This window comes from Halorubrum lacusprofundi ATCC 49239 (assembly GCF_000022205.1).
GTDB lineage: Archaea > Halobacteriota > Halobacteria > Halobacteriales > Haloferacaceae > Halorubrum > Halorubrum lacusprofundi.
This window is the reverse complement of the sequence record NC_012029.1, coordinates 732157-749403: the sequence shown is the minus strand read 5'-3', so window position 1 is coordinate 749403 and position 17247 is coordinate 732157. Positions and strand designations below refer to the sequence as shown.

The following is a 17247-nucleotide window of genomic DNA, read 5'->3' as shown; positions in this document are numbered from 1 at the left end:
CGAAGTCATCGACGGATCAGCCGCACATCCAGACAGACGTTGTACTCGTGCGGGGCGTAGGATTTGACGACACGCTCGGTCTCGACGACCGCGTCGTACTCGTCGCCCGCGGCGGCCTCGATGGCGCGCCGCCCGGGACCGAACGGGTCGTCCTCGTGTTGGATGTCGTAGTAGTGAATGGCGCAGTCGTCGCCCGCCAGCCGGACGGCGGTTTCGAGGAACTCGTCGGCGGAGTGCGGGAGATTCATAACGAGCCGATCCGCGGTGTCGGCGTAGGCGTCTGCGATTCCCCGCACGTCGCCGGCGATTGCGGTCACGCGGTCGGCGACGCCGTTGCGCTCGGCGTTCTCGCGGAGGTACTCGACGGCGCGCTCGTTGAGGTCGCACGCGACCACCTCGGCGCCGCGGGCGGCCATCGGGACGGCGTAGGGACCGACGCCGGCGAACATGTCGATGACGGCCTCATCGGGGTCGACCTGTTCGATCACGCGGTGGCGCTCGGTGGCGAGCCGCGGGGAGAAGTACACCTCGGCCACGTCCAACAGGAACTCGTGGCCGTACTCGCGGTGAACCGTCTCAGTGCCGTTCCCCGCCAGCACGTCCCAGCGCCGGACGCGAAGTTCGCCTTCGATCGGGGACGCCCGGTTGAGCACCGTCTCGCAGGGTACGTCGGAGGCCATCACCGCGTCGGCGATCTCGCGGGCGCGCTCGTCGTCGTCCTCGTCGACGATGACGATGTCGCCGAGCCGCTCCAGCGAGGGTTCGTAGCCGAGGATCGCGGCTGGTGTCTGCGGGCGGTCCCGCTCGGCGGCGTCGCGCTCGACGATCGCCGTCGCGAGGTCGGCGGGGACCGCCTCGGGGTCCGCGACGGGGATGTAGATCGTGTCGCCGTCGACCGCGATCTCGTGGTCGCCGTCAAGGATGTCGGCGTCGGCGAGCCGTTCGCGGACGGCCTCGCCGCGCTCGCGCTCGACCGCGACGCAGGGGACGCTCATTGTCGCGAGAATGCGGGGCGAGCCATAAACGCTGACGCTTTCCTGGTTCGGCGTCCCCGTGCATCCACACCGGGCAAATCCTGCGGCCGCTTATAAACCCACGACCCGATATCTTTCGTATGCACGGAGACGCCACCGTCGTCGGCGGCGGGCTCGCGGGGCTCGTCGCGGCGACCCGACTCGCTGAGGCGGGTGCGGACGTGACGCTGTACGAGCGACGGCCCGAGGTCGGCGGCCGCGTGCGGACCGAGACAGTCAACGGCTTCACCCTCGATCGGGGCTTTCAGGTGTTTTTCACGAGCTATCCGGCAGTCGTGGCGGAACTCGATATCGACGCTCTCGACATCCGCCAATTCGCGCCCGGCGCGACGATCTGTCGGCCGGGATCGCGGTCGGTGCTCTCGGACCCGCTCCGCGATCCCCGCGCCGCAATCGCCTCGCTTCTGAACGACGAGGTCTCCCTCTCCGATAAGCTCCGGACGCTCGCGCTCCGGCACGATCTCGCGAAGCGAGACGAGGGCGCGTTCTTTACCGGCCGCGACGCGTCGATCCGCGAGTACCTCCACGACTGGGGATTCGCCGACGACTACGTGACCAACTTCGTCGAACCCTTCTACGGCGGGATCACCCTCGATCGAACGCTCTCGACCTCGAAGCACGTCTTCGAGTACACGTTCCGGGCGATGAGCCGCGGCACGATCGCCGTTCCCGCAGCGGGGATGCGAGCGATCCCCGAGGCGCTCGCGGCCCGCGCCCGTGACGCCGGCGTGACAATCGAGACGGGCGAGGACGTGGAATCCGTCCGGACCGCAGGTCAGGGGCGTATCCCGTTCCGGACCGGGAGCGGCGACGCCACAGGCGCCACGGTCGAGCTGGCGGACGGCTCGACCCGCGAGACCGATGCGGTCGTCGTCGCGGCCACGCCGCCCGAGGCCCGTCGGCTCACAGGCGTCGAGTCGATACCCACCGAGGGTGTCCCAAACGTCACCGGCTGGTACACACTCCCCGCGGGCGAGTCGTTCGAGACCGGGAAGCGCATACTGCTCAACGCGGCCGACGACTCGCCCAACGCCGTGGTCCCGATGTCGGAGGTCGCGCCCGAGTACGCCCCCGACGACCGCGCCCTGATCGCGGCAACGTTCCTCGGCGAGTCGTCGCTGGACCGTCCTGCCGCTGGTCTCCGTGACGACGTTCGTGACGCGCTGGAAGCGTGGTACCCCGATCGCGACTTCGACGGCTTGGAAACCGTCGACGTTCACCGGATCCGCTTCGCGCAGTTCGCCCAGCCGCCGGGCGTCCACGCCGCTCTCCCGGACCCAGACGATCCCGAGGGCCCGGTCGTCCTCGCCGGTGACTACACCGAGTGGTCGTCGATCCAGGGTGCCGTAGAGAGCGGGCGGAGCGCGGCCGAGGCGGCTGGTGAGTACTTATAAACGATCGGAACGATCGTCGGGCGATCTACTCTTCTCGCTGGAACGCCCCCTCACCGTGCTCGTCGACGGCCGCGAGCAGCTCGTCGCGCTGGCGACGGAGTTCCGGCGGGAGGTCGGCGTACGCGTGGTCGAACATGTCGGCCGGATCGGGCTCGACTGACTCGGCGAAGTCGATCGCGTCGGCGACGATCTCGTCGGCTTCCTCGTGGATCGCCGCGACCCCGTCGTCGTCGATCCGCCCCGTTTCCCGGAGGAACGCCTCCATCCGGTCGAGCGGATCGAGCGCGCGCCACGGATCGACGGCGTCGGGGTCGCGGTAGGCGGTCGGATCGTCGGCGGTCGTGTGCGCGCCGAACCGGTACTCAAGAAATTCGATGAGGGCCGGACGGGGCGCATCGACGGGAGAATCGTCCTCGTTTCTTCGCGCCCGGTCGGCCGCCTCCTTCGTGACCGCGTAGCTCGCGAGCGGGTCCATCCCGTCGACGCGAATGCCCTCGAAGCCGTAGGCACCCGCCTTCTCGGCGAAGGTGTCGCTAGCGGTCTGGCGCGACTCGGGGATCGAGATCGCCCAGCCGTTGTTGTGACAGCAGAAGAGGGTCGGTGTGTCGAACACGCCGGCGAAGTTCATCGCCTCGTGGAAATCGCCCTCGCTGGTCGCGCCGCCGCCGAAGTGCGCAGCGACCACTCGATCCTCCTCCCGATAGTCGAACGCCCACGCGGCGCCGACCGCGTGCGGGAGGTGCGCCGCGATCCCGATGTTCAGCGGGAAGACGTTGCCGTCGGCGATCGCCTCGGTCCCGGACTCGTGGCCCAGCCAGTAGGGGAGGTACTCCGAGAGGAGATCGCGAACGACGATCGCGCCGTGCTCGCGGTACTGGTAGCTGATTAGGTCCCGATCGGCGAGCGCGTGCGTCGACCCGACCGCCGACCCTTCTTGCCCCGCACAAGGGGCGTACGTCCCGATCCGCCCCTGTCGCTGGAGGCTGACCGCGCGCTCGTCGAACCGGCGCGTGGTCACCAGGTCGCGGTAGATCGCACGAAATCGTTCGTCCGACAGATCCGGCACGGTCGCGTCCGGCAGGGGGATCCCGTCAGGTCCCAGCACGCGGTAGCAGTCCTCGTCGGCGAGGGGATCGGTCGCGGAGCCGGTATCGTCGACATCGTTCTCGCCCATACCCACCGATGTGCTTCACGGTCACAAGGAGTTAGCGGTCGCGGCCGAGGGTCCGTCGCCGTCGACGCTCAGGGCGTGATCACGGCGCGACCGTCGATTTCGCCGTGTTCGAGCTTCTCCGCGACCGTGTTCACCTCACCGAGATCGTACCGGCTGGTGTGGAGATCCACCTCGCCCTGTTCGACGAGCGCGACCAGCTCCTGCAGCTCCGCGTACCGCCCGACGATGTTGCCGACGAAGGAGAATTCGCCGTTCACCAGCGCCTGGGCCGGCTCGTGGACGTGTCCACCGTAGCCGATGATGTGGTGGTCGCCGCCGGCCGCGGTGATGTCCGGCGCGTATGCGGTAGTGATGTCCGCCCCGACGAAGTCAAGCACCTGTGCGGCGCCCGTCCCGTCGGTGATTCCGGCAAGCTCCTCGCGGACATCATCGTCGCTCGGGTTGATAAGGTGGTCGGCACCGTACCCCTCCGCGAGGTCGAGCGCCGACTCCTTCAGGTCGACCGCGGTGATCCGAGCCGCGCTCATGGCATCTAGGCACTGCAGGCCGATGTGGCCGAGCCCGCCGACGCCGATGACGACCGCGTGGTCGCCGGGATTCAGATCCGCGACCGCCTTCTTTACGGCGTGATACGCCGTGATCCCAGCGTCGGCATGGGGCGCAATGTCGATCGGATCGACGCCGGACGGTAGCGGGATCACCGAGCGCTCGCTGGTGTGGAGGTACTCGGCGAAGCCGCCGTCCGTGGTGAGTCCGTTGAACGCGCTGTTCTCGCAGTACATCGTCTCGCCGAGCCGGCAGGGGCGACAGGTGCCGCAGGTCTGGACCGGGTGACAGATCACGGGGTCGCCCTCAGAGACGATATCTACGTCGTCTCCCGTCTCGACGACCGTCCCGGCGTTCTCGTGGCCAAGAGTCATGGGAAGAGTTTGGGGGACGTACTCCTCCCACATCCCCTCGATGATGTGGTTGTCCGTCTGGCACCAGCCCGCGCCCTCGACCTCGACGATCACGTCGCTCGGGCCCGTGGCGTGCGGACGGTCGACCTCGTCGATCGCGAGCCCCTCGCTCATGTCGTCGGTGTACTCGTGGAGTCTAGCTGCTTGCATGTGACATACTCTCCCGCACCCTTCATCATAAACGTTCGTTACGATGCAGTCTCATCGAGGTGCGGCCACCCGCAAACCCGACGCCGGAGGAGCCGACCGACGACCCGACGAGTGAACGACAAACTGATGCGCAATTCACATGATCAATCCTCATAGTTATGTGTTGCCGTGTATCATACGTACTCGTATGTACGAGAAGGACGGCGAGGAGATCTTCGTCATCGACGGCCACGTCCACCTGTGGGACGCGCGGCAGGAGAACATCATTCACGAGGGGGGCGAGCAGTTCCTCCAGTGTTTCTACGATTACCATACCGGGTTCACCCCGGAGGAGGAACAGTGGGACATCGACGAGTACCGCCACTACGGCGCCGACCGCATGACCGAGGACCTGTTCGGGAACGCGGCCGCCGACATGGCAATCTTCCAGCCGACGTACCTCTCCGACTTCTACGACGAGGGGTTCAACACGACCGAACAGAACGCCGAACTCGCGGAGGAGTACCCCGAGCGGTTCGTGCTCAACGGGAGCTTCGACCCGCGTGACGGCGAAGAGGGGCTGCGCTACCTCGAACACCTCAAAGAGGAGTACGACATCCCCGGCGTGAAGCTGTACACCGCTGAGTGGCGCGACGACTCGAAGGGGTGGCGGCTCGACAGCGACGACGCCTTCAAGTTCCTCGAGAAGTGTTCGGAGCTCGGCATCGAGAACATCAACGCCCACAAGGGACCGACGATCCGCCCGCTCAACCGCGACGCGTTCGACGTGAAGGACATCGACGACGCCGCCTCGTCGTTCCCGGAGCTCAACTTCATCGTCAACCACGTCGGGCTCCCGCGGCTCGACGACTTCTGTTGGATCGCCGCCCAAGAGCCGAACGTGTACGGCGGGCTCGCGGTCGCCTCCGCGATGTCGACTCACCGCGAGCGGAAATTCGGCGAGATCATGGGTGAGCTCCTCTTCTGGCTCGGCGAAGACCGGGTCCTGTTCGGCTCCGACTACGCGCTGTGGAACCCCGACTGGCTCGTCGAACAGGTGATAAACGCGGAACTCACCGACGAGCAGAAAGACGAGTACGGCGTCGAGCTCGACGTCGATACGATGAAGAAGATCATGGGCGAGAACGCCGCGGAGCTGTACGACATCGATATCGAGGAGAAAAAGCGGCAGTTCCGCGACGACGACATCACGGAACGGTTCGACCTCGAGTCCCACTACGGCGGCGATGCGGGGGCCAGGGCGGACTGATGTCGGGGAGCAGTGCAGACCCGACGAGCGATCCCGGAGGTGACCCAGTGGGGGACAGCGGAGGCGATCCGCGCGGGACGCCGGCGGTCAGGGACCGACTGGACCGCGTCGAGGACCCGGAGCTCGCCCGCTCTATCGTCGAACTCGACTATATCGACGCGATCGAGATCGACGGCGGCCGCGTCGAGGTCCGGTTCACGCTCCCGACGGCGTGGTGTTCGCCGGCATTCGCGTGGATGATGGCGACCGACGCTCGCGACGAGGTCGAGGCGCTCGACTGGGTCCGCGAGGCCCGGATCGAGCTGTGCGACCACATGCACGAGACGGAAGTTACGACGGGCGTGAACGCCCGCGACACCTTCGGCGAGACGTTCCCGGACGCCGACGGCGGAGTGGCGGAGGTACGGGCGGCCATCGCCGACAAGGCTCGCGTCTCGACGCAGCGCGAGGCGATCGACGCGCTGCTCGACGCCGGTCTCGACCCCGAGCAGGTCGTCGCCCTCAAACGATCGGACGTCGACATCGCCGGCGAGGAGGCGTACGTCTCGCTTGACGGGCTCTCCGTCGTCGTCGACGCCGACCCGATCGACGACTACCTAGACCGCGCGGCCGAGAGCCGCCACGTGACGGAACCGGAAGACGCGCTGTTTCTCACGCCGGAAGGCGAGCAGATCGAGGCCGACCGGCTCGACCTCGTCCAGAAGCGCTCGCGGCTCGCCACCGTCAATATGGGCGGGCAGGGGGCGGTGTGCGACGCGCTCCATCGGGCCCGACACGGTCCGGAAGGCCCCGGGGCGTAGCCCGCTCGCCGGACCGATATCTGTCATCGGATCGGTCCGAGACCGCTCATTCCGCCGCCGGTACCTCCCGAAGTCCCTTCCTCGTTTGGTTCGCCGTGACCTTCTTTCTCCAGCCCGTGGCGGCCGCGTGCCGCCCACTGGTCTCGGCTCCATCCACAGTCGGGACACTCCCCGTCGCTCCAGTCGAACGGTTCGCCGCAGCCGAGACAGGCGGCCTCTGTGTTCATAGGTCACAGTAAACACGGAACAGCAAAAGCGTTCGCGACGGTCGAGTCCGACGGCGATCCGCTTCGGTCACCGATAGAGGCTCCCCGCTCACCGACCGAAGCCCGTTCGCGAGCCGGACGGATCGCCTCAGTTGGCTCCTCTCGTACGAGCGCCGCCGTCGTCTCGCGGGACGTCACCGTCTCCCTCGCCGACGTGGTTGCGCGCGGTCGCGTACGCCTCACGAACGCGTCGGAACGCCGCCTCGTCACCGCCCTGATCGGGATGGGTCTCCTTGACGCGATCGCGGTAGGCGCGTTTCACCTCGGTGGCGTCGGCGTCGGTCGCCACATCGAGCTCGGCGAAGGCGGCCGCCACGGGATCGCGTCCACCCACGCCGGCGGCTCGTCCGATCCTGTCGGCGGTGCGGCCGGCTCCGCCAACGCGACGGTGGGTCCTTCTGGTCCTCCCGGCCCGGCCGCCCGTCGCCCACTCGGGTTCGATCACGTCGAAGGGGAGCCGCCGGCCGAGCCCGCGGCCGGGCATCTCGTGTTCACAGAGAACGGTGTAGATGCCCTCTCCCTCCAGTCTGAAGTAGTCGTGCGCGTCGAACGTGATGGCGACCCCGCGCTCGGAGAGGTAGAAGGGGACCGTCACGCCGTCGAGCGCGTGGTCCTCGCTGAACTGCTCGCCGATCGCCCGCAGGTACTCGCGGATCTCCCGGCGTCGTCGCTCGTCGCCGGCAGCACCCGAACCGGCGCCGCTGGCGGTACCCGCGGGACCGGCGCTTCCGGCGCCGTCGTTCGGGACTGGACCCACATAGCGGTTCCCGAGGTAGAAGGCGAGCGCGACGAGCCCGGAGGCGACGATGCCGAGCGCGAGGCCCAACACGACCCACGGCGGCAGAAGACGGATGAGCTCGACGACCACGCCCGCAGTTACGGCTCCGCGCGTATCAACCCCTCGGCGGGTTCAGCAGGCGGTTCAAAAAGAGGTGTCGCGCCGAAGCGTCAGATCATTCCCTTCGCTTCGAGCCCGTCGATAATGTCGTCGACGAGCGCCTCGGGGGTGTCGTAGGGGAATTCCTGTTCGTTTCCGAGCTTCGCGGCCAGTTCCATCGCCGTGAGGCTCACGTCGCCGGCCTCGAACTTCGTGGCCGGTCCGTCCGGAAGTGCGGGGACCAGATCCATCTGGTTCTCGACGGGGAAGTCGGCGCCGCCGAAGGCCTCTAAGAACTGTTCGCGGAGTTCCGCTTTCACGTCTGTCATATACCCACTTCCCGGGAGCGAGCGCAAAAGCGTTGCGGAACAACGCTAAACTCGTTGAGGGTTCTCAGATGAGAAACACGGAAACCGGGCGCGCGTTCCGGATCCTGCGGAACTTTGTCGGTGGGGTCGTGAGGGTGAGTATGTCGTTCGAGTTTGATTACGATCTGCTCCGTGAGTTGACTGAGGCCCGAGGCGTCCCGGGATACGAAGACGAAGTCCGCGAGATCGTCCGCCGCGAGTTCGCCGATCGCGCCGACCGCGTTCGCACCGACGCGATGGGAAACGTCGTCGCCACGCTCGAGGGTGACTCTGATTACTCGGTCGCCGTCGCGGCCCACATGGATGAAATCGGCTTCATGGTCCGACACGTCACCGACGAGGGGTTCGTCCAGGTGGATCCGCTCGGTGGGTTCGACGCCCGGGTGCTGCGCGCACAGCGCGTCACCGTCCACGGCGAGGAGGATCTCACCGGCGTCATCGGCTCCGTCCCGCCGCACACGCTCACGGACGAGCAGAAGGAGAAGGATGACGAGGTCTCGGACGTGTTCATCGACGTCGGGCGCGACGCCGAGGCGGTCGAAGAACTCGTCGGCGTCGGCGATCTGGTCACCCTCGATCAGACGACGACCCGCATGGGCGATCGGATCACGGGGAAGGCGCTCGACGACCGGATCTGCCTGTTCGCGACGCTTGAGGCCGCAAAGCGAATCGAGGATCCCGACGTGACGATCCACTTCGCGGCGACGGTTCAAGAGGAGGTCGGGATCCGCGGCGCGACCGCACTCGGCGTCGACATCGACCCCGACCTCGCGATCGCCTTGGACGTGACCGTCGCGAACGACGTACCCCAGATCGGCGAACCGGCCGACGCCGTGACGGAGCTCGGCGAGGGGACCGCGATCAAACTGAAAGACTCGTCGGTGATCACCAGCCCGAAGGTCCACAAGCGGCTCACTGCGGTCGCCGAAGCGGAGGCGATCGATCACCAACACGAGGTGTTGCCCGCGGGCGGCACCGACACCGCCGGGTTTCAGAATACTGCCGGTGCAAAGCCTGTCGGCGCCATCTCGATCCCGACGCGGTACCTCCACACCGTCACCGAAACCGCCGACGGCGACGACGTGGCCGCGACGATCGACCTGCTGACGGCCTTTTTGGAGTCCGAGTCCGGAGAACACGACTACACGCTGTAGAAGAGAACAGGTGTCAGACTGCGGTTCTGGACCGCCGTCGACGCCTCACCGCTCGTCGACGGGAACGAACTCGGACGCTTTGGGACCGGTGTACCGCGCCCGCGGGCGGATGAGGCGGTTGTCCTCCTGGTACTCGACCATGTGAGCGATCCAGCCGCCGGCGCGGCTCATCGCGAAGATAGGGGTGTACATGTCGACCGGGATCCCCAGCGAGTCGTAGACGGATCCGGAGTAGAAGTCGACGTTCGGAGCGATTCCCTTATCAAGCAATCCCTGTTCGGTGAGGTACTCCTCGATTGCGGTGGTGTAGTCGAGCCACTTCGTGTCGCCGGACGACTCCGAGAGGTCACGTAGCTTCTCTTCGAGGATCTTCGCACGAGGGTCTTTGACCTTGTAGACGCGGTGGCCGAAGCCGGGGATGCGCCGACCCTCTTCGCGGGCGTCTTTTACCCACTGTACGGGGTCCTTATCGGAGGCGTCGACCTCCTGAAGCACCTCCATCACGTCTTGGTTCGCGCCGCCGTGGAGGGGGCCGGAGAGTGCGCCGATCCCGCCGGTGACACCGGAGTACACGTCGGCCATCGTCGAGCCGATCACGATCGCGGTGAATGTCGAGGCGTTGAGTCCGTGATCGGCGTGGAGCGTCAGCGCCATGTCGAACGTCTCGGCGCTCACGTCGTCGGGCTCGGTCCCGGTGAGCATGTAGAGGAAGTTCGCGGCGTGTGAGAGGTCGGGGTCGGGCGCGACCGGGTCCTCGCCCTGCCGCGCGCGCTCGAAGGCGGCGAGAAGCGTCGGGATCTTCGCCGTGATCCGGCGGCCCTGCCGGAGCGTCGCGTCGAGATCCTCGGGGTCGGCATCCGACTCCGGCTCGTACGCCGACAGCATAGAGACTGCGGTCCGCAACGCCGCCATCGGGCGTTCGCCGGCGTCGGCGAGCGTCCGGACGGCGTCGAGCGCGTCGTCGTCGACGGCGCGCTCGGCGGCGAGATCCGCGGTGAAGGCATCGAGCTCCTCACGCGTCGGCAGCGAGCCGCGCCACAGGAGGTACAGCACCTCCTCGTAGCTCGCACCGCGAGCGAGGTCCTCGATGTCGTACCCACGGTACACGAGCTTGCCGACCTCGCCGTCGACGTAGCTCAGATCCGACTCCGCGACGAGGACGCCTTCGAGCCCGCGTTTTAACTCGTCTGACATGGAGGAAAGTTCCGACCACCACCAAAAAAGCGTTATCTTTCAGGAGGAATACGCACGACGATCGACGAACCGCTTCGCGTCGAACGACGGCGTTGCGTCGTTCGGTTTTCCAAAACTGTAGCGGCGAACCGCGGCAGTTGCGCCCGAGACGGGCACGGAAACGCGACAATCAGCGAGTCGGCCCAGCTATCAGCGAGCCGGAACGACCGTTACGGTCCGCTTCCGGTCGATTGCGTCCTCCAACTCTTCGGCGATTGCGGAGCCGCGGGAGACCTGCACCTCGCCGCCGCGCCCGACGGTGGCGGTGAAGAGGTACTCGCCGTCCGCGCGCACCTCGACCGTCTCCCCGACGCCGGCGTCGACGGCGATGACGACGTGTCGAGAGGTGATCTCGGGGGTCACAACGGTGCCGCGCTCCTCTCCGACCTGCCCGCCCTGACCGTCTCCCTGTCCGTTCGCGCCGCGCCCGTCGCCGCCCGAACCGCCCTCGCGGCCGCCGGGCTTCTGGTCGTGAGTGCGGACGTCGATCTCGATCCCAAGGCGGTTCTCGATGTCGCTGATGCGGCCGCCGCCCTTACCGATGACGGTGCCGATGTCCCCCTCAGAGACGTACACGATCGCCTTGTTGTTCCCCTTGAGCTCGACGTCAACGTGGCCGTGTGCGACCGACCGAATCTCGCGTTCGATCTCCTGTTTCGCGATCCGGCCGACGCCGGTCTCCGCCTCGCCCTCACCGTCCTCGTCGTTCAGCGGAACCGTGACGACCTGCCGGTTGAACGTGTATATCTCGTACTCCGGCCGACCCGTCTCGAAGTTCGACACCTGGATGACCGGCCGCGCGAGGTCTTCGGCGGTGAGCCCCGCAGGCACCTTCACCTCGGTGGTCACGTCGTAGACGGTGTGGACCTCGCCAGCCTCGATGTACACCACGGTGTCGACGATCTGCGGGATCATCCCGAGCTCGACCCGGCCGACGAGCCGCTGGAGCGCGTCGATGGCGCGGGAGGCGTGGACGACGCCGACCATCCCGACGCCGGCCATCCGCATGTCCGAGAACACCTCGAAGTCGTTCGTCTTCCGCACCTCGTCGTAGATGGTGTAGTCGGGGCGAACCAACAGGAGGGAGTCCGCCGTCTTCTCCATCTGGCCGCCGAGCGCGCCGTACTGGGTGATCTCCGGACCGACCTGCAGGTCCCGCGGCTTCTCCATCGTCTTGACCGCGTAGTCGTTGTCGTTCAGGAATTCCGCGACCGCCTGCGCGAACGTCGACTTCCCGGCGCCGGGGGATCCGGAGATGAGCACGCCGCGTTTCTGTTCGAGGAACCGCTCGCGGAGCTCGTCGGCGAACTCGTAGTCGTCGAGCGTCGTTTTCGCGATGGGGCGGACGGCCGTGATCTCGATCCCGTCAGCGAACGGGGGTCGCGCAACGGCGATCCGGTAGTTACGGAACTGGACGATGTCCATCCCGTCGTCGGAGAGTTCGATGAACCCATCGGTGGACTGGCGGGCCAGATCGACGATGGCGGTGGCCCACTCGTCCATCTGCTCCTCGCTCGTCTCCTCTTCGTCGATGACGACGTACCGCATCTCGCCGAGCGCTCCCCGCTTCGCCTTCGGCTTCGTCCCCGTCTTGAGGTGGACCGACATCGTCTCGTCGGTGAAGAACTCCAGAATCGGCAGCTCGTCGACGACGCCGCGGGCGACCGGCTCGACGTACTCGACGTCGATCCCCTTCGCGCGGGCGACCTCGGCCTGTACGATGTCGCTGGAGAGGAGCGTGGCGTCGTAGTCGTCGGCGACCTCGCGTATCAACGCGTCCACGTCGCCCTTGTGGGCGCGCGAGCGGGCGTCGCCGTCGGCTCGCTCGCCGACGTACTCCAGTTCGATCGTCCCCTCGTCGGCGTAGTCGGCGAGCCGTTTGAGCTCGCTCAATCCGTCCCAGCCCGATTCGAGCCCGTCATTGGCCTGCGACTCCAGCTCGCCGACGACGGCCTCCGGGATCAGCACCCGCGCCGCCGCGTAGGTCCCGTCCTCGACCCGTTCGGACACGCGGCCGTCGACGACCGCACTGGTGTCCGGTACTACGTTCATACCGTGAGTCCGGGCGGGAACCGTATAAGCGTGTTCGACCCGGACGGTACCCTTGCGCGACTGGTCGGGCCGACCTCACGACCGATCGCGACGTTATCGACTCGACGACTCAGTCGCCGGCTGCCGCGACCGACTCCCGGTCGGCCTTCAGGCGTCGAGCATACTCGGTGAAGTTGTCGAAGAGCGGCTTCGCCTCGCAGGCGTCGTCGTACGCCTCGGGCGTAATCGCTTCTAACACCGCGTCGACGCGGGCGTCGCCGAGCCGCTCGCGTTTCCCCTCCGTGACCTCTCGTGCCGTCTTGAGATCGTACTCCGGGTGGAACTGCACGCCCCAGCAGTGGCCGTCGCGGAACGCGTGGACGCCGTGGTCGTTCTCGCCGATCAGGCTCGCATTCGGCGGGAGATCGACGACCGCGTCGCCGTGGGTCGTGAAGACGGTGAACTCCTCGTCGACCCCCGCGAACAGCTCGTCGTCGCTGCGGTGGCGTACTTCGTTGTACCCGATCTCGAAGCCGTCCATCCCGGCGACGCGCCCGTCGAGCGCCTCCGCGAGTACCTGGTGGCCGTAACAGACGCCGAGCACCGGGAGGCCGGCGTCGGCGGCCTCGGCGACGTAGTCGACGAGCGACGGGATCCACTCTTCGTCCCAATAGACCGACGAGCGCGACCCGGTGACCACGACGCCGTCGAACTCGGTGTGGTCGGGAAGGTGGCCGTCGCTGGCCGAGAATTCGACGAGGTCGGCGTCGACCTCCCGTCGGAAGTTCCGCCGGGTGTTCGCGCCGTCGTGGGCGGCGTTCAGCAGGGCAAACCGGAGACGTGTCATTGGACGCTCCGAGGCGCGACGGGGCAAAAACGGTTGCGGCGGCGGGAAGCGCTACCGGCGTCGATGAGCGGTGGTGTCGGGTCGGCCGGCTATCTCGATCACTCCGAGAACGGGTCTGCGGCGTGCTCCGCGAGCCAGCCGACGAGAGTGTCGTTGACCGCGGCGGACGCCTCCACCCCGACGAAGTGGCGCGCGCCAGCGACCGCGTGAAGCTCCCCGCGCGGGAGCCCCCCAGCGAGCCCCTCCGCGGCCGGTTTCGGACACACGGTGTCCTCGGTCCCGTGGACGACGAGGGTCGGCGTCGTGAGCTCGTACAGGCGGTCCGAGAGGTCGAACCCCTCGATCGCGGCGCAGTGGGCCTCGAACGTCTCGCGGTCGGCGTCCTCGCCGAGTCGCCACTCGACGATCCGCGAGAGCACGTCGGGATGGCGCTCCCGGAACGAGTCCGAGAGCAGTCCGTTCAGGGAGCCCTCGACCGCCGCCGGGTCCGACGGGTCGGCCCACACGCCGGCGGGGTTGTAGTCGTCTCCCGCGGGCGGCGTCCCGATGACCGAGAGGCTCGCCGGACGCGACGAGGCGAGCGCGTACGCGAGCGCGACCATCCCACCGAGGCCGTACCCGACGAGGTGCGCGTTCCGGATCCCCTCCGCGGCACACACCGCGTCCACGTCGCTCGCGAGCGCTTCGACCGTGTACGGCCCCGGTGGCGCGTCCGATCGACCGACACCCCGCGTCTCGGGCGTGATCACCGTGTGTGGGCCCGCGAGCGCGGCGTGTTGCCAGCCGAACTGCCACGCGCCGAGCCCCACGTCGCCACAGAACACGACCGCCTCGTCGGGGTCGCCGGCGTCGGGAGCGTCCACCTCGTACCGGATCTCGACACCGGCGTTGTTCGCGTGAGGCATGGTGAACTTGCGGGAAGCCGTCAGGCCTCCTGAAGGCTGCGAAGAACGTCCGGTGCCGCGTCGAGCGCGTCGTCGAGCGCGTCCGCGTCCGGGCCGCCCCCCTGCGCGAAGTCCGGCGGGCCACCGCCGCCGCCGCCGACGCGGGCGGCGAGCTCCGAGACCACCTGTCCGGCGTTCACGTCGACACCATCGGGGACACCGACGACGAAGCTCGCGGAGCCGTCTGCCCCGCTGCCGACGACCGCCACCTTCCCGTCGTCGACGTGAGCGTTCGCGGTCGCGCGCAGCTCGTCCGCGTCGCCGTCGAGCCGCTGTATCACCGCGGTCACGCCGCCGATCTCGACCTCCTCTGCGTCGGCGCCGCCGGACGCACGCGCCGCCGCAAGCTCCTCTTTGAGCGACTCGATCTCTTTGCCGCGCCCCTTCCACTCCTCGAAGAACCGCTCGGCCGTTTCGGGCACGTCGAGCGGGTCGACGTCGAGGGCTCTGGCCGCGTCGTACAGCGCGTCTTCCGTGCGCTGGGTCGCCTCGACGGCGGCACCGCCCGCCGCGAACACGATCCGTTCGACGCCGTCTTGGACGGGCTCCGTCTTCAGCACTTTCACCGCGCCGATCTCGCCGGTGCGCTCGACGTGGGTGCCGGCACAGGCCTGCACGTCCTCGTCGCCGACGTGGATCAGGCGGATGTTCGTTCCCGGCGGGACGCCGCCCTGATAGAGGTCGAAGCCGTGTTCGGACTCCGCCTCGTTGCGGTCGGGCCACTCCTGTCGCACCGGCACGTCGTCGCGGACGAGCGCGTTTGCGACGCGCTCGATCTCTTTGACTTGTTCGCGAGTGATCCGCTCGAAGTGGCGGATGTCGAGCCGGGAGGAGTCGATTCCTTTCTGTGCGCCCGCCTGTCGAACGTGATTGCCGAGCACCTCGCGAGCCGCGTGGCCGATCAGGTGGGTCGCGGTGTGGTGCGCGCGGAGCCGGTCACGGCGGTCGCCGTCGACCTGCCCGCGGACGAACTCTCCCTTCCCGGGGTCGGCATCGGTGCGATGGAGCACGACGCCGTTGCGCTCCTGTACGTCGACCACGTCGACGGTCGTCTCGCCGGCGGTGAGCTGGCCCCTGTCGGCCGGCTGGCCGCCGCCCTCGGGATAGAACATCGTCTGGTCTAAGACCACGTCGTATCCCTCCTCGAGCTCAAACACGTCGAGGACGACCGCCTCGAACTCGGTGCGTCCTTGGTCGTCGTAGAACAGCTTCTCCGTCTCGGGGAGATCGTCGAAGCGGTCGTCGCGCTCGGCTGCCGCCTCGTCGCCGTCCGCCTCCTCGTGCCGGTCGGCGACGAGCGCGTAGAAGTCGTCCGGCACGTCGACGGTCGCGCCTCGCTCGGCGGCGATGTCGGCAACCATGTCCGGCTGAATCCCGTGGGAGTCGTACAGCTCCAAGAGCACCTCCGTTGGGATCGGTTCGTCCGTGCCGGCGTACTCGTCCGCGAGCGATTCGACCTTTCGGGAGCCGCGTTCGAGCGTCTTGCGGTACTTCCGCTCCTCGGTGCGGACGATCTCGCGGATCGTGTCGCGGTTCTCGTAGCCGAGCCGCTCGGCCTGCATGTCGACCAGCTCGTCGAGCGGGGCGTCGATCCCGATCTCGTCGACGAGCCGCTTCGTGCGCCGCAGGACCATCCGGGCGAGGTAGCCCGTCCCGACGTTCGAGGGGACAATCCCGTCGCCGAACATGTACGCGAGCGTCCGCGAGTGGTCGGCAATCGCGTAGATCGATTCGAGCGGTTCGACCAGCTCACGGAGCCGGTTGACATCGACGTCGAGCCGATCGGCGATCTCGCCGCGGGCGGCCTCCACATCGTCGACATCGTCGATGTCGAGTCGGCCGGAGAGCTTCGCCGCCCGGTGGACGAGCTTCTGTTCTGCCTCCGTGTGTTCAATCCCCGCGTTCTCCTTGAGGAAGTCGATCGCGTCGGGGTAGACGGCCTCGTACACCGTCGCCGTCCCCTGACTCATCCACGTCCACCGTTCGAGCCCGTACCCGGTGTCGACGATGTACGTGTCCATAAAGGAGTACGTGTGCCCGTCCTTCATCTCGTAGTCGCCGTCGGGGTCCCGCTCCATGCACATGAAGACGAGCGTCGCCAGCTCGGCTCCCTTATAAATGACCTCGATGGCGGGGCCGGCGTTCCCGCCGCCGACCCACGGGTCCTCGATGTAGGTGATATCCTCTAGATCCGCGCCCAAGCTCTCGAACAGCTTGTCGCAATACTCAACAGTCTCGTCTTTCCAGTACACCTCGCCGTGGTAGGCGTACTCGTCCTCGGCGACCTCCTCGCGCGTGTTGAACGCGTGGTGGGCCATCATCTCGAAGGCCATCGTGTGGCGGCCCGTCTTCCCCACGTTGTCGATGTCCTGCATCCGGATACAGGGCTGTGAGATGGTGAGGGGGTTCGCGGGCGGCGGGGTCTGTCCCGACGTGACGAGCGGCTGGAAGTCGTAAATCGACGCCTGCGTCAGGAGTACGTCGTCGCGCCAGCGGTTCGCGGCGACCGGATACGGGTCGATTCGCTCGTGGCCATGCTCCTCGAAGAATGAGAGGAACGCCTCTCGCATCTCGGACAGTGAGTAAGCCTCCGGGAACCCCGGGTCGTCGATGAAACTGTAGTCCTCACAGGGTGGCTCGCCGCACAGTTCGCGGTCGGCGTCGCGGGTCCAGAAGTGCGCGCCACAGGAGGGACACTCCTTCCGCTCAAACCCCTCCTCCTCGAAGTAATCGAGGCGGTACTCCGCTTCGAGATCGCTCATTACAG

15 protein-coding genes are annotated in these 17247 nt (G+C 67.4%); 4 read left to right on the top strand and 11 right to left on the bottom strand.

Features of this window, described 5'->3' with window-relative positions:
- Positions 1 to 5 precede the first annotated feature (5 nt).
- On the bottom strand, positions 6 to 995 hold the full coding sequence (locus HLAC_RS03635) for a class I SAM-dependent methyltransferase (protein ID WP_012659965.1): 990 nt from the start codon (positions 993 to 995) through the stop codon (positions 6 to 8).
- Between the two features lie 119 nt (positions 996 to 1114).
- Here HLAC_RS03635 and HLAC_RS03630 point away from each other — a divergent pair, with 119 nt between their 5' ends.
- On the top strand, positions 1115 to 2428 hold the full coding sequence (locus HLAC_RS03630; RefSeq protein WP_012659964.1) for an NAD(P)/FAD-dependent oxidoreductase: 1314 nt from the start codon (positions 1115 to 1117) through the stop codon (positions 2426 to 2428).
- 25 nt (positions 2429 to 2453) lie between these two features.
- Here HLAC_RS03630 and HLAC_RS03625 read toward each other — a convergent pair whose 3' ends face one another.
- A complete protein-coding gene (locus HLAC_RS03625; RefSeq protein ID WP_012659963.1) occupies positions 2454 to 3602 on the bottom strand; it encodes a thiamine pyrophosphate-dependent dehydrogenase E1 component subunit alpha in 1149 nt (382 codons plus the stop codon).
- A gap of 68 nt (positions 3603 to 3670) precedes the next feature.
- Positions 3671 to 4711 carry an NAD(P)-dependent alcohol dehydrogenase gene (locus tag HLAC_RS03620; protein WP_012659962.1) on the bottom strand — a complete coding sequence of 347 codons (1041 nt, stop codon included), beginning with the start codon at positions 4709 to 4711 and terminating at the stop codon, positions 3671 to 3673.
- A 187-nt stretch (positions 4712 to 4898) separates the two neighbouring features.
- On the opposite strand from HLAC_RS03620, the gene HLAC_RS03615 reads away from it, so the two are divergent.
- Both HLAC_RS03615 and HLAC_RS03610 read left to right on the top strand, forming a co-directional pair.
- Positions 4899 to 5960: an amidohydrolase family protein gene (locus HLAC_RS03615; protein WP_012659961.1), complete on the top strand. Its 1062-nt coding sequence runs from the start codon at positions 4899 to 4901 to the stop codon at positions 5958 to 5960.
- Positions 5960 to 6760 carry a metal-sulfur cluster assembly factor gene (locus HLAC_RS03610; protein ID WP_012659960.1) on the top strand — a complete coding sequence of 267 codons (801 nt, stop codon included), beginning with the start codon at positions 5960 to 5962 and terminating at the stop codon, positions 6758 to 6760. The genes HLAC_RS03615 and HLAC_RS03610 overlap by 1 nt, the downstream gene beginning before the upstream one ends.
- 23 nt (positions 6761 to 6783) lie before the next feature.
- Here the strand turns inward: HLAC_RS03610 and HLAC_RS03605 are convergent, their stop codons facing one another.
- The 3 genes from HLAC_RS03605 to HLAC_RS03595 form a co-directional block, all read right to left on the bottom strand.
- Positions 6784 to 6987 (bottom strand): hypothetical protein, encoded by a 204-nt coding sequence (locus HLAC_RS03605; protein ID WP_012659959.1) that lies wholly within the window; start codon positions 6985 to 6987, stop codon positions 6784 to 6786.
- Positions 6988 to 7114: 127 nt separating this feature from the next.
- A complete protein-coding gene (locus HLAC_RS03600; RefSeq protein WP_012659958.1) occupies positions 7115 to 7894 on the bottom strand; it encodes a J domain-containing protein in 780 nt (259 codons plus the stop codon).
- Between the two features lie 80 nt (positions 7895 to 7974).
- Entirely contained in the window at positions 7975 to 8232 is a 258-nt protein-coding gene (locus tag HLAC_RS03595) for an MTH865 family protein (RefSeq protein WP_012659957.1), read from the bottom strand.
- Positions 8233 to 8372: 140 nt separating this feature from the next.
- Between HLAC_RS03595 and HLAC_RS03590 the strand changes: the two genes are divergently transcribed.
- On the top strand, positions 8373 to 9425 hold the full coding sequence (locus HLAC_RS03590) for a M42 family metallopeptidase (RefSeq protein ID WP_012659956.1): 1053 nt from the start codon (positions 8373 to 8375) through the stop codon (positions 9423 to 9425).
- A gap of 45 nt (positions 9426 to 9470) precedes the next feature.
- On the opposite strand, the gene citZ is transcribed toward HLAC_RS03590, so the two are convergent.
- From citZ to alaS, 5 genes are all read right to left on the bottom strand, one after another.
- Positions 9471 to 10619, bottom strand: coding sequence for a citrate synthase (gene citZ, locus HLAC_RS03585; RefSeq protein WP_012659955.1), 1149 nt, complete (start codon positions 10617 to 10619; stop codon positions 9471 to 9473).
- 189 nt (positions 10620 to 10808) lie between these two features.
- On the bottom strand, positions 10809 to 12710 hold the full coding sequence (locus HLAC_RS03580; RefSeq protein WP_012659954.1) for a PINc/VapC family ATPase: 1902 nt from the start codon (positions 12708 to 12710) through the stop codon (positions 10809 to 10811).
- Between the two features lie 109 nt (positions 12711 to 12819).
- Positions 12820 to 13536 (bottom strand): type 1 glutamine amidotransferase, encoded by a 717-nt coding sequence (locus HLAC_RS03575; RefSeq protein ID WP_012659953.1) that lies wholly within the window; start codon positions 13534 to 13536, stop codon positions 12820 to 12822.
- A 98-nt stretch (positions 13537 to 13634) separates the two neighbouring features.
- Entirely contained in the window at positions 13635 to 14441 is an 807-nt protein-coding gene (locus tag HLAC_RS03570) for an alpha/beta fold hydrolase (protein ID WP_012659952.1), read from the bottom strand.
- A 20-nt stretch (positions 14442 to 14461) separates the two neighbouring features.
- Positions 14462 to 17242, bottom strand: a complete 2781-nt coding sequence (gene alaS, locus HLAC_RS03565) for an alanine--tRNA ligase (protein WP_012659951.1) — start codon at positions 17240 to 17242, stop codon at positions 14462 to 14464.
- Positions 17243 to 17247 lie beyond the last annotated feature (5 nt).

What these genes read in the sequence shown, in the direction of transcription:
- HLAC_RS03635 (WP_012659965.1), bottom strand. Translation starts at nt 995, where the DNA reads ATGAGCGTCCCCTGCGTCGCGGTCGAGCGCGAGCGCGGCGAGGCCGTC.
- HLAC_RS03630 (WP_012659964.1), top strand. Translation starts at nt 1,115, where the DNA reads ATGCACGGAGACGCCACCGTCGTCGGCGGCGGGCTCGCGGGGCTCGTC.
- HLAC_RS03625 (WP_012659963.1), bottom strand. Translation starts at nt 3,602, where the DNA reads ATGGGCGAGAACGATGTCGACGATACCGGCTCCGCGACCGATCCCCTC.
- HLAC_RS03620 (WP_012659962.1), bottom strand. Translation starts at nt 4,711, where the DNA reads ATGCAAGCAGCTAGACTCCACGAGTACACCGACGACATGAGCGAGGGG.
- HLAC_RS03615 (WP_012659961.1), top strand. Translation starts at nt 4,899, where the DNA reads ATGTACGAGAAGGACGGCGAGGAGATCTTCGTCATCGACGGCCACGTC.
- HLAC_RS03610 (WP_012659960.1), top strand. Translation starts at nt 5,960, where the DNA reads ATGTCGGGGAGCAGTGCAGACCCGACGAGCGATCCCGGAGGTGACCCA.
- HLAC_RS03605 (WP_012659959.1), bottom strand. Translation starts at nt 6,987, where the DNA reads ATGAACACAGAGGCCGCCTGTCTCGGCTGCGGCGAACCGTTCGACTGG.
- HLAC_RS03595 (WP_012659957.1), bottom strand. Translation starts at nt 8,232, where the DNA reads ATGACAGACGTGAAAGCGGAACTCCGCGAACAGTTCTTAGAGGCCTTC.
- HLAC_RS03590 (WP_012659956.1), top strand. Translation starts at nt 8,373, where the DNA reads ATGTCGTTCGAGTTTGATTACGATCTGCTCCGTGAGTTGACTGAGGCC.
- citZ (WP_012659955.1), bottom strand. Translation starts at nt 10,619, where the DNA reads ATGTCAGACGAGTTAAAACGCGGGCTCGAAGGCGTCCTCGTCGCGGAG.
- HLAC_RS03580 (WP_012659954.1), bottom strand. Translation starts at nt 12,710, where the DNA reads ATGAACGTAGTACCGGACACCAGTGCGGTCGTCGACGGCCGCGTGTCC.
- HLAC_RS03575 (WP_012659953.1), bottom strand. Translation starts at nt 13,536, where the DNA reads ATGACACGTCTCCGGTTTGCCCTGCTGAACGCCGCCCACGACGGCGCG.
- HLAC_RS03570 (WP_012659952.1), bottom strand. Translation starts at nt 14,441, where the DNA reads ATGCCTCACGCGAACAACGCCGGTGTCGAGATCCGGTACGAGGTGGAC.
- alaS (WP_012659951.1), bottom strand. Translation starts at nt 17,242, where the DNA reads ATGAGCGATCTCGAAGCGGAGTACCGCCTCGATTACTTCGAGGAGGAG.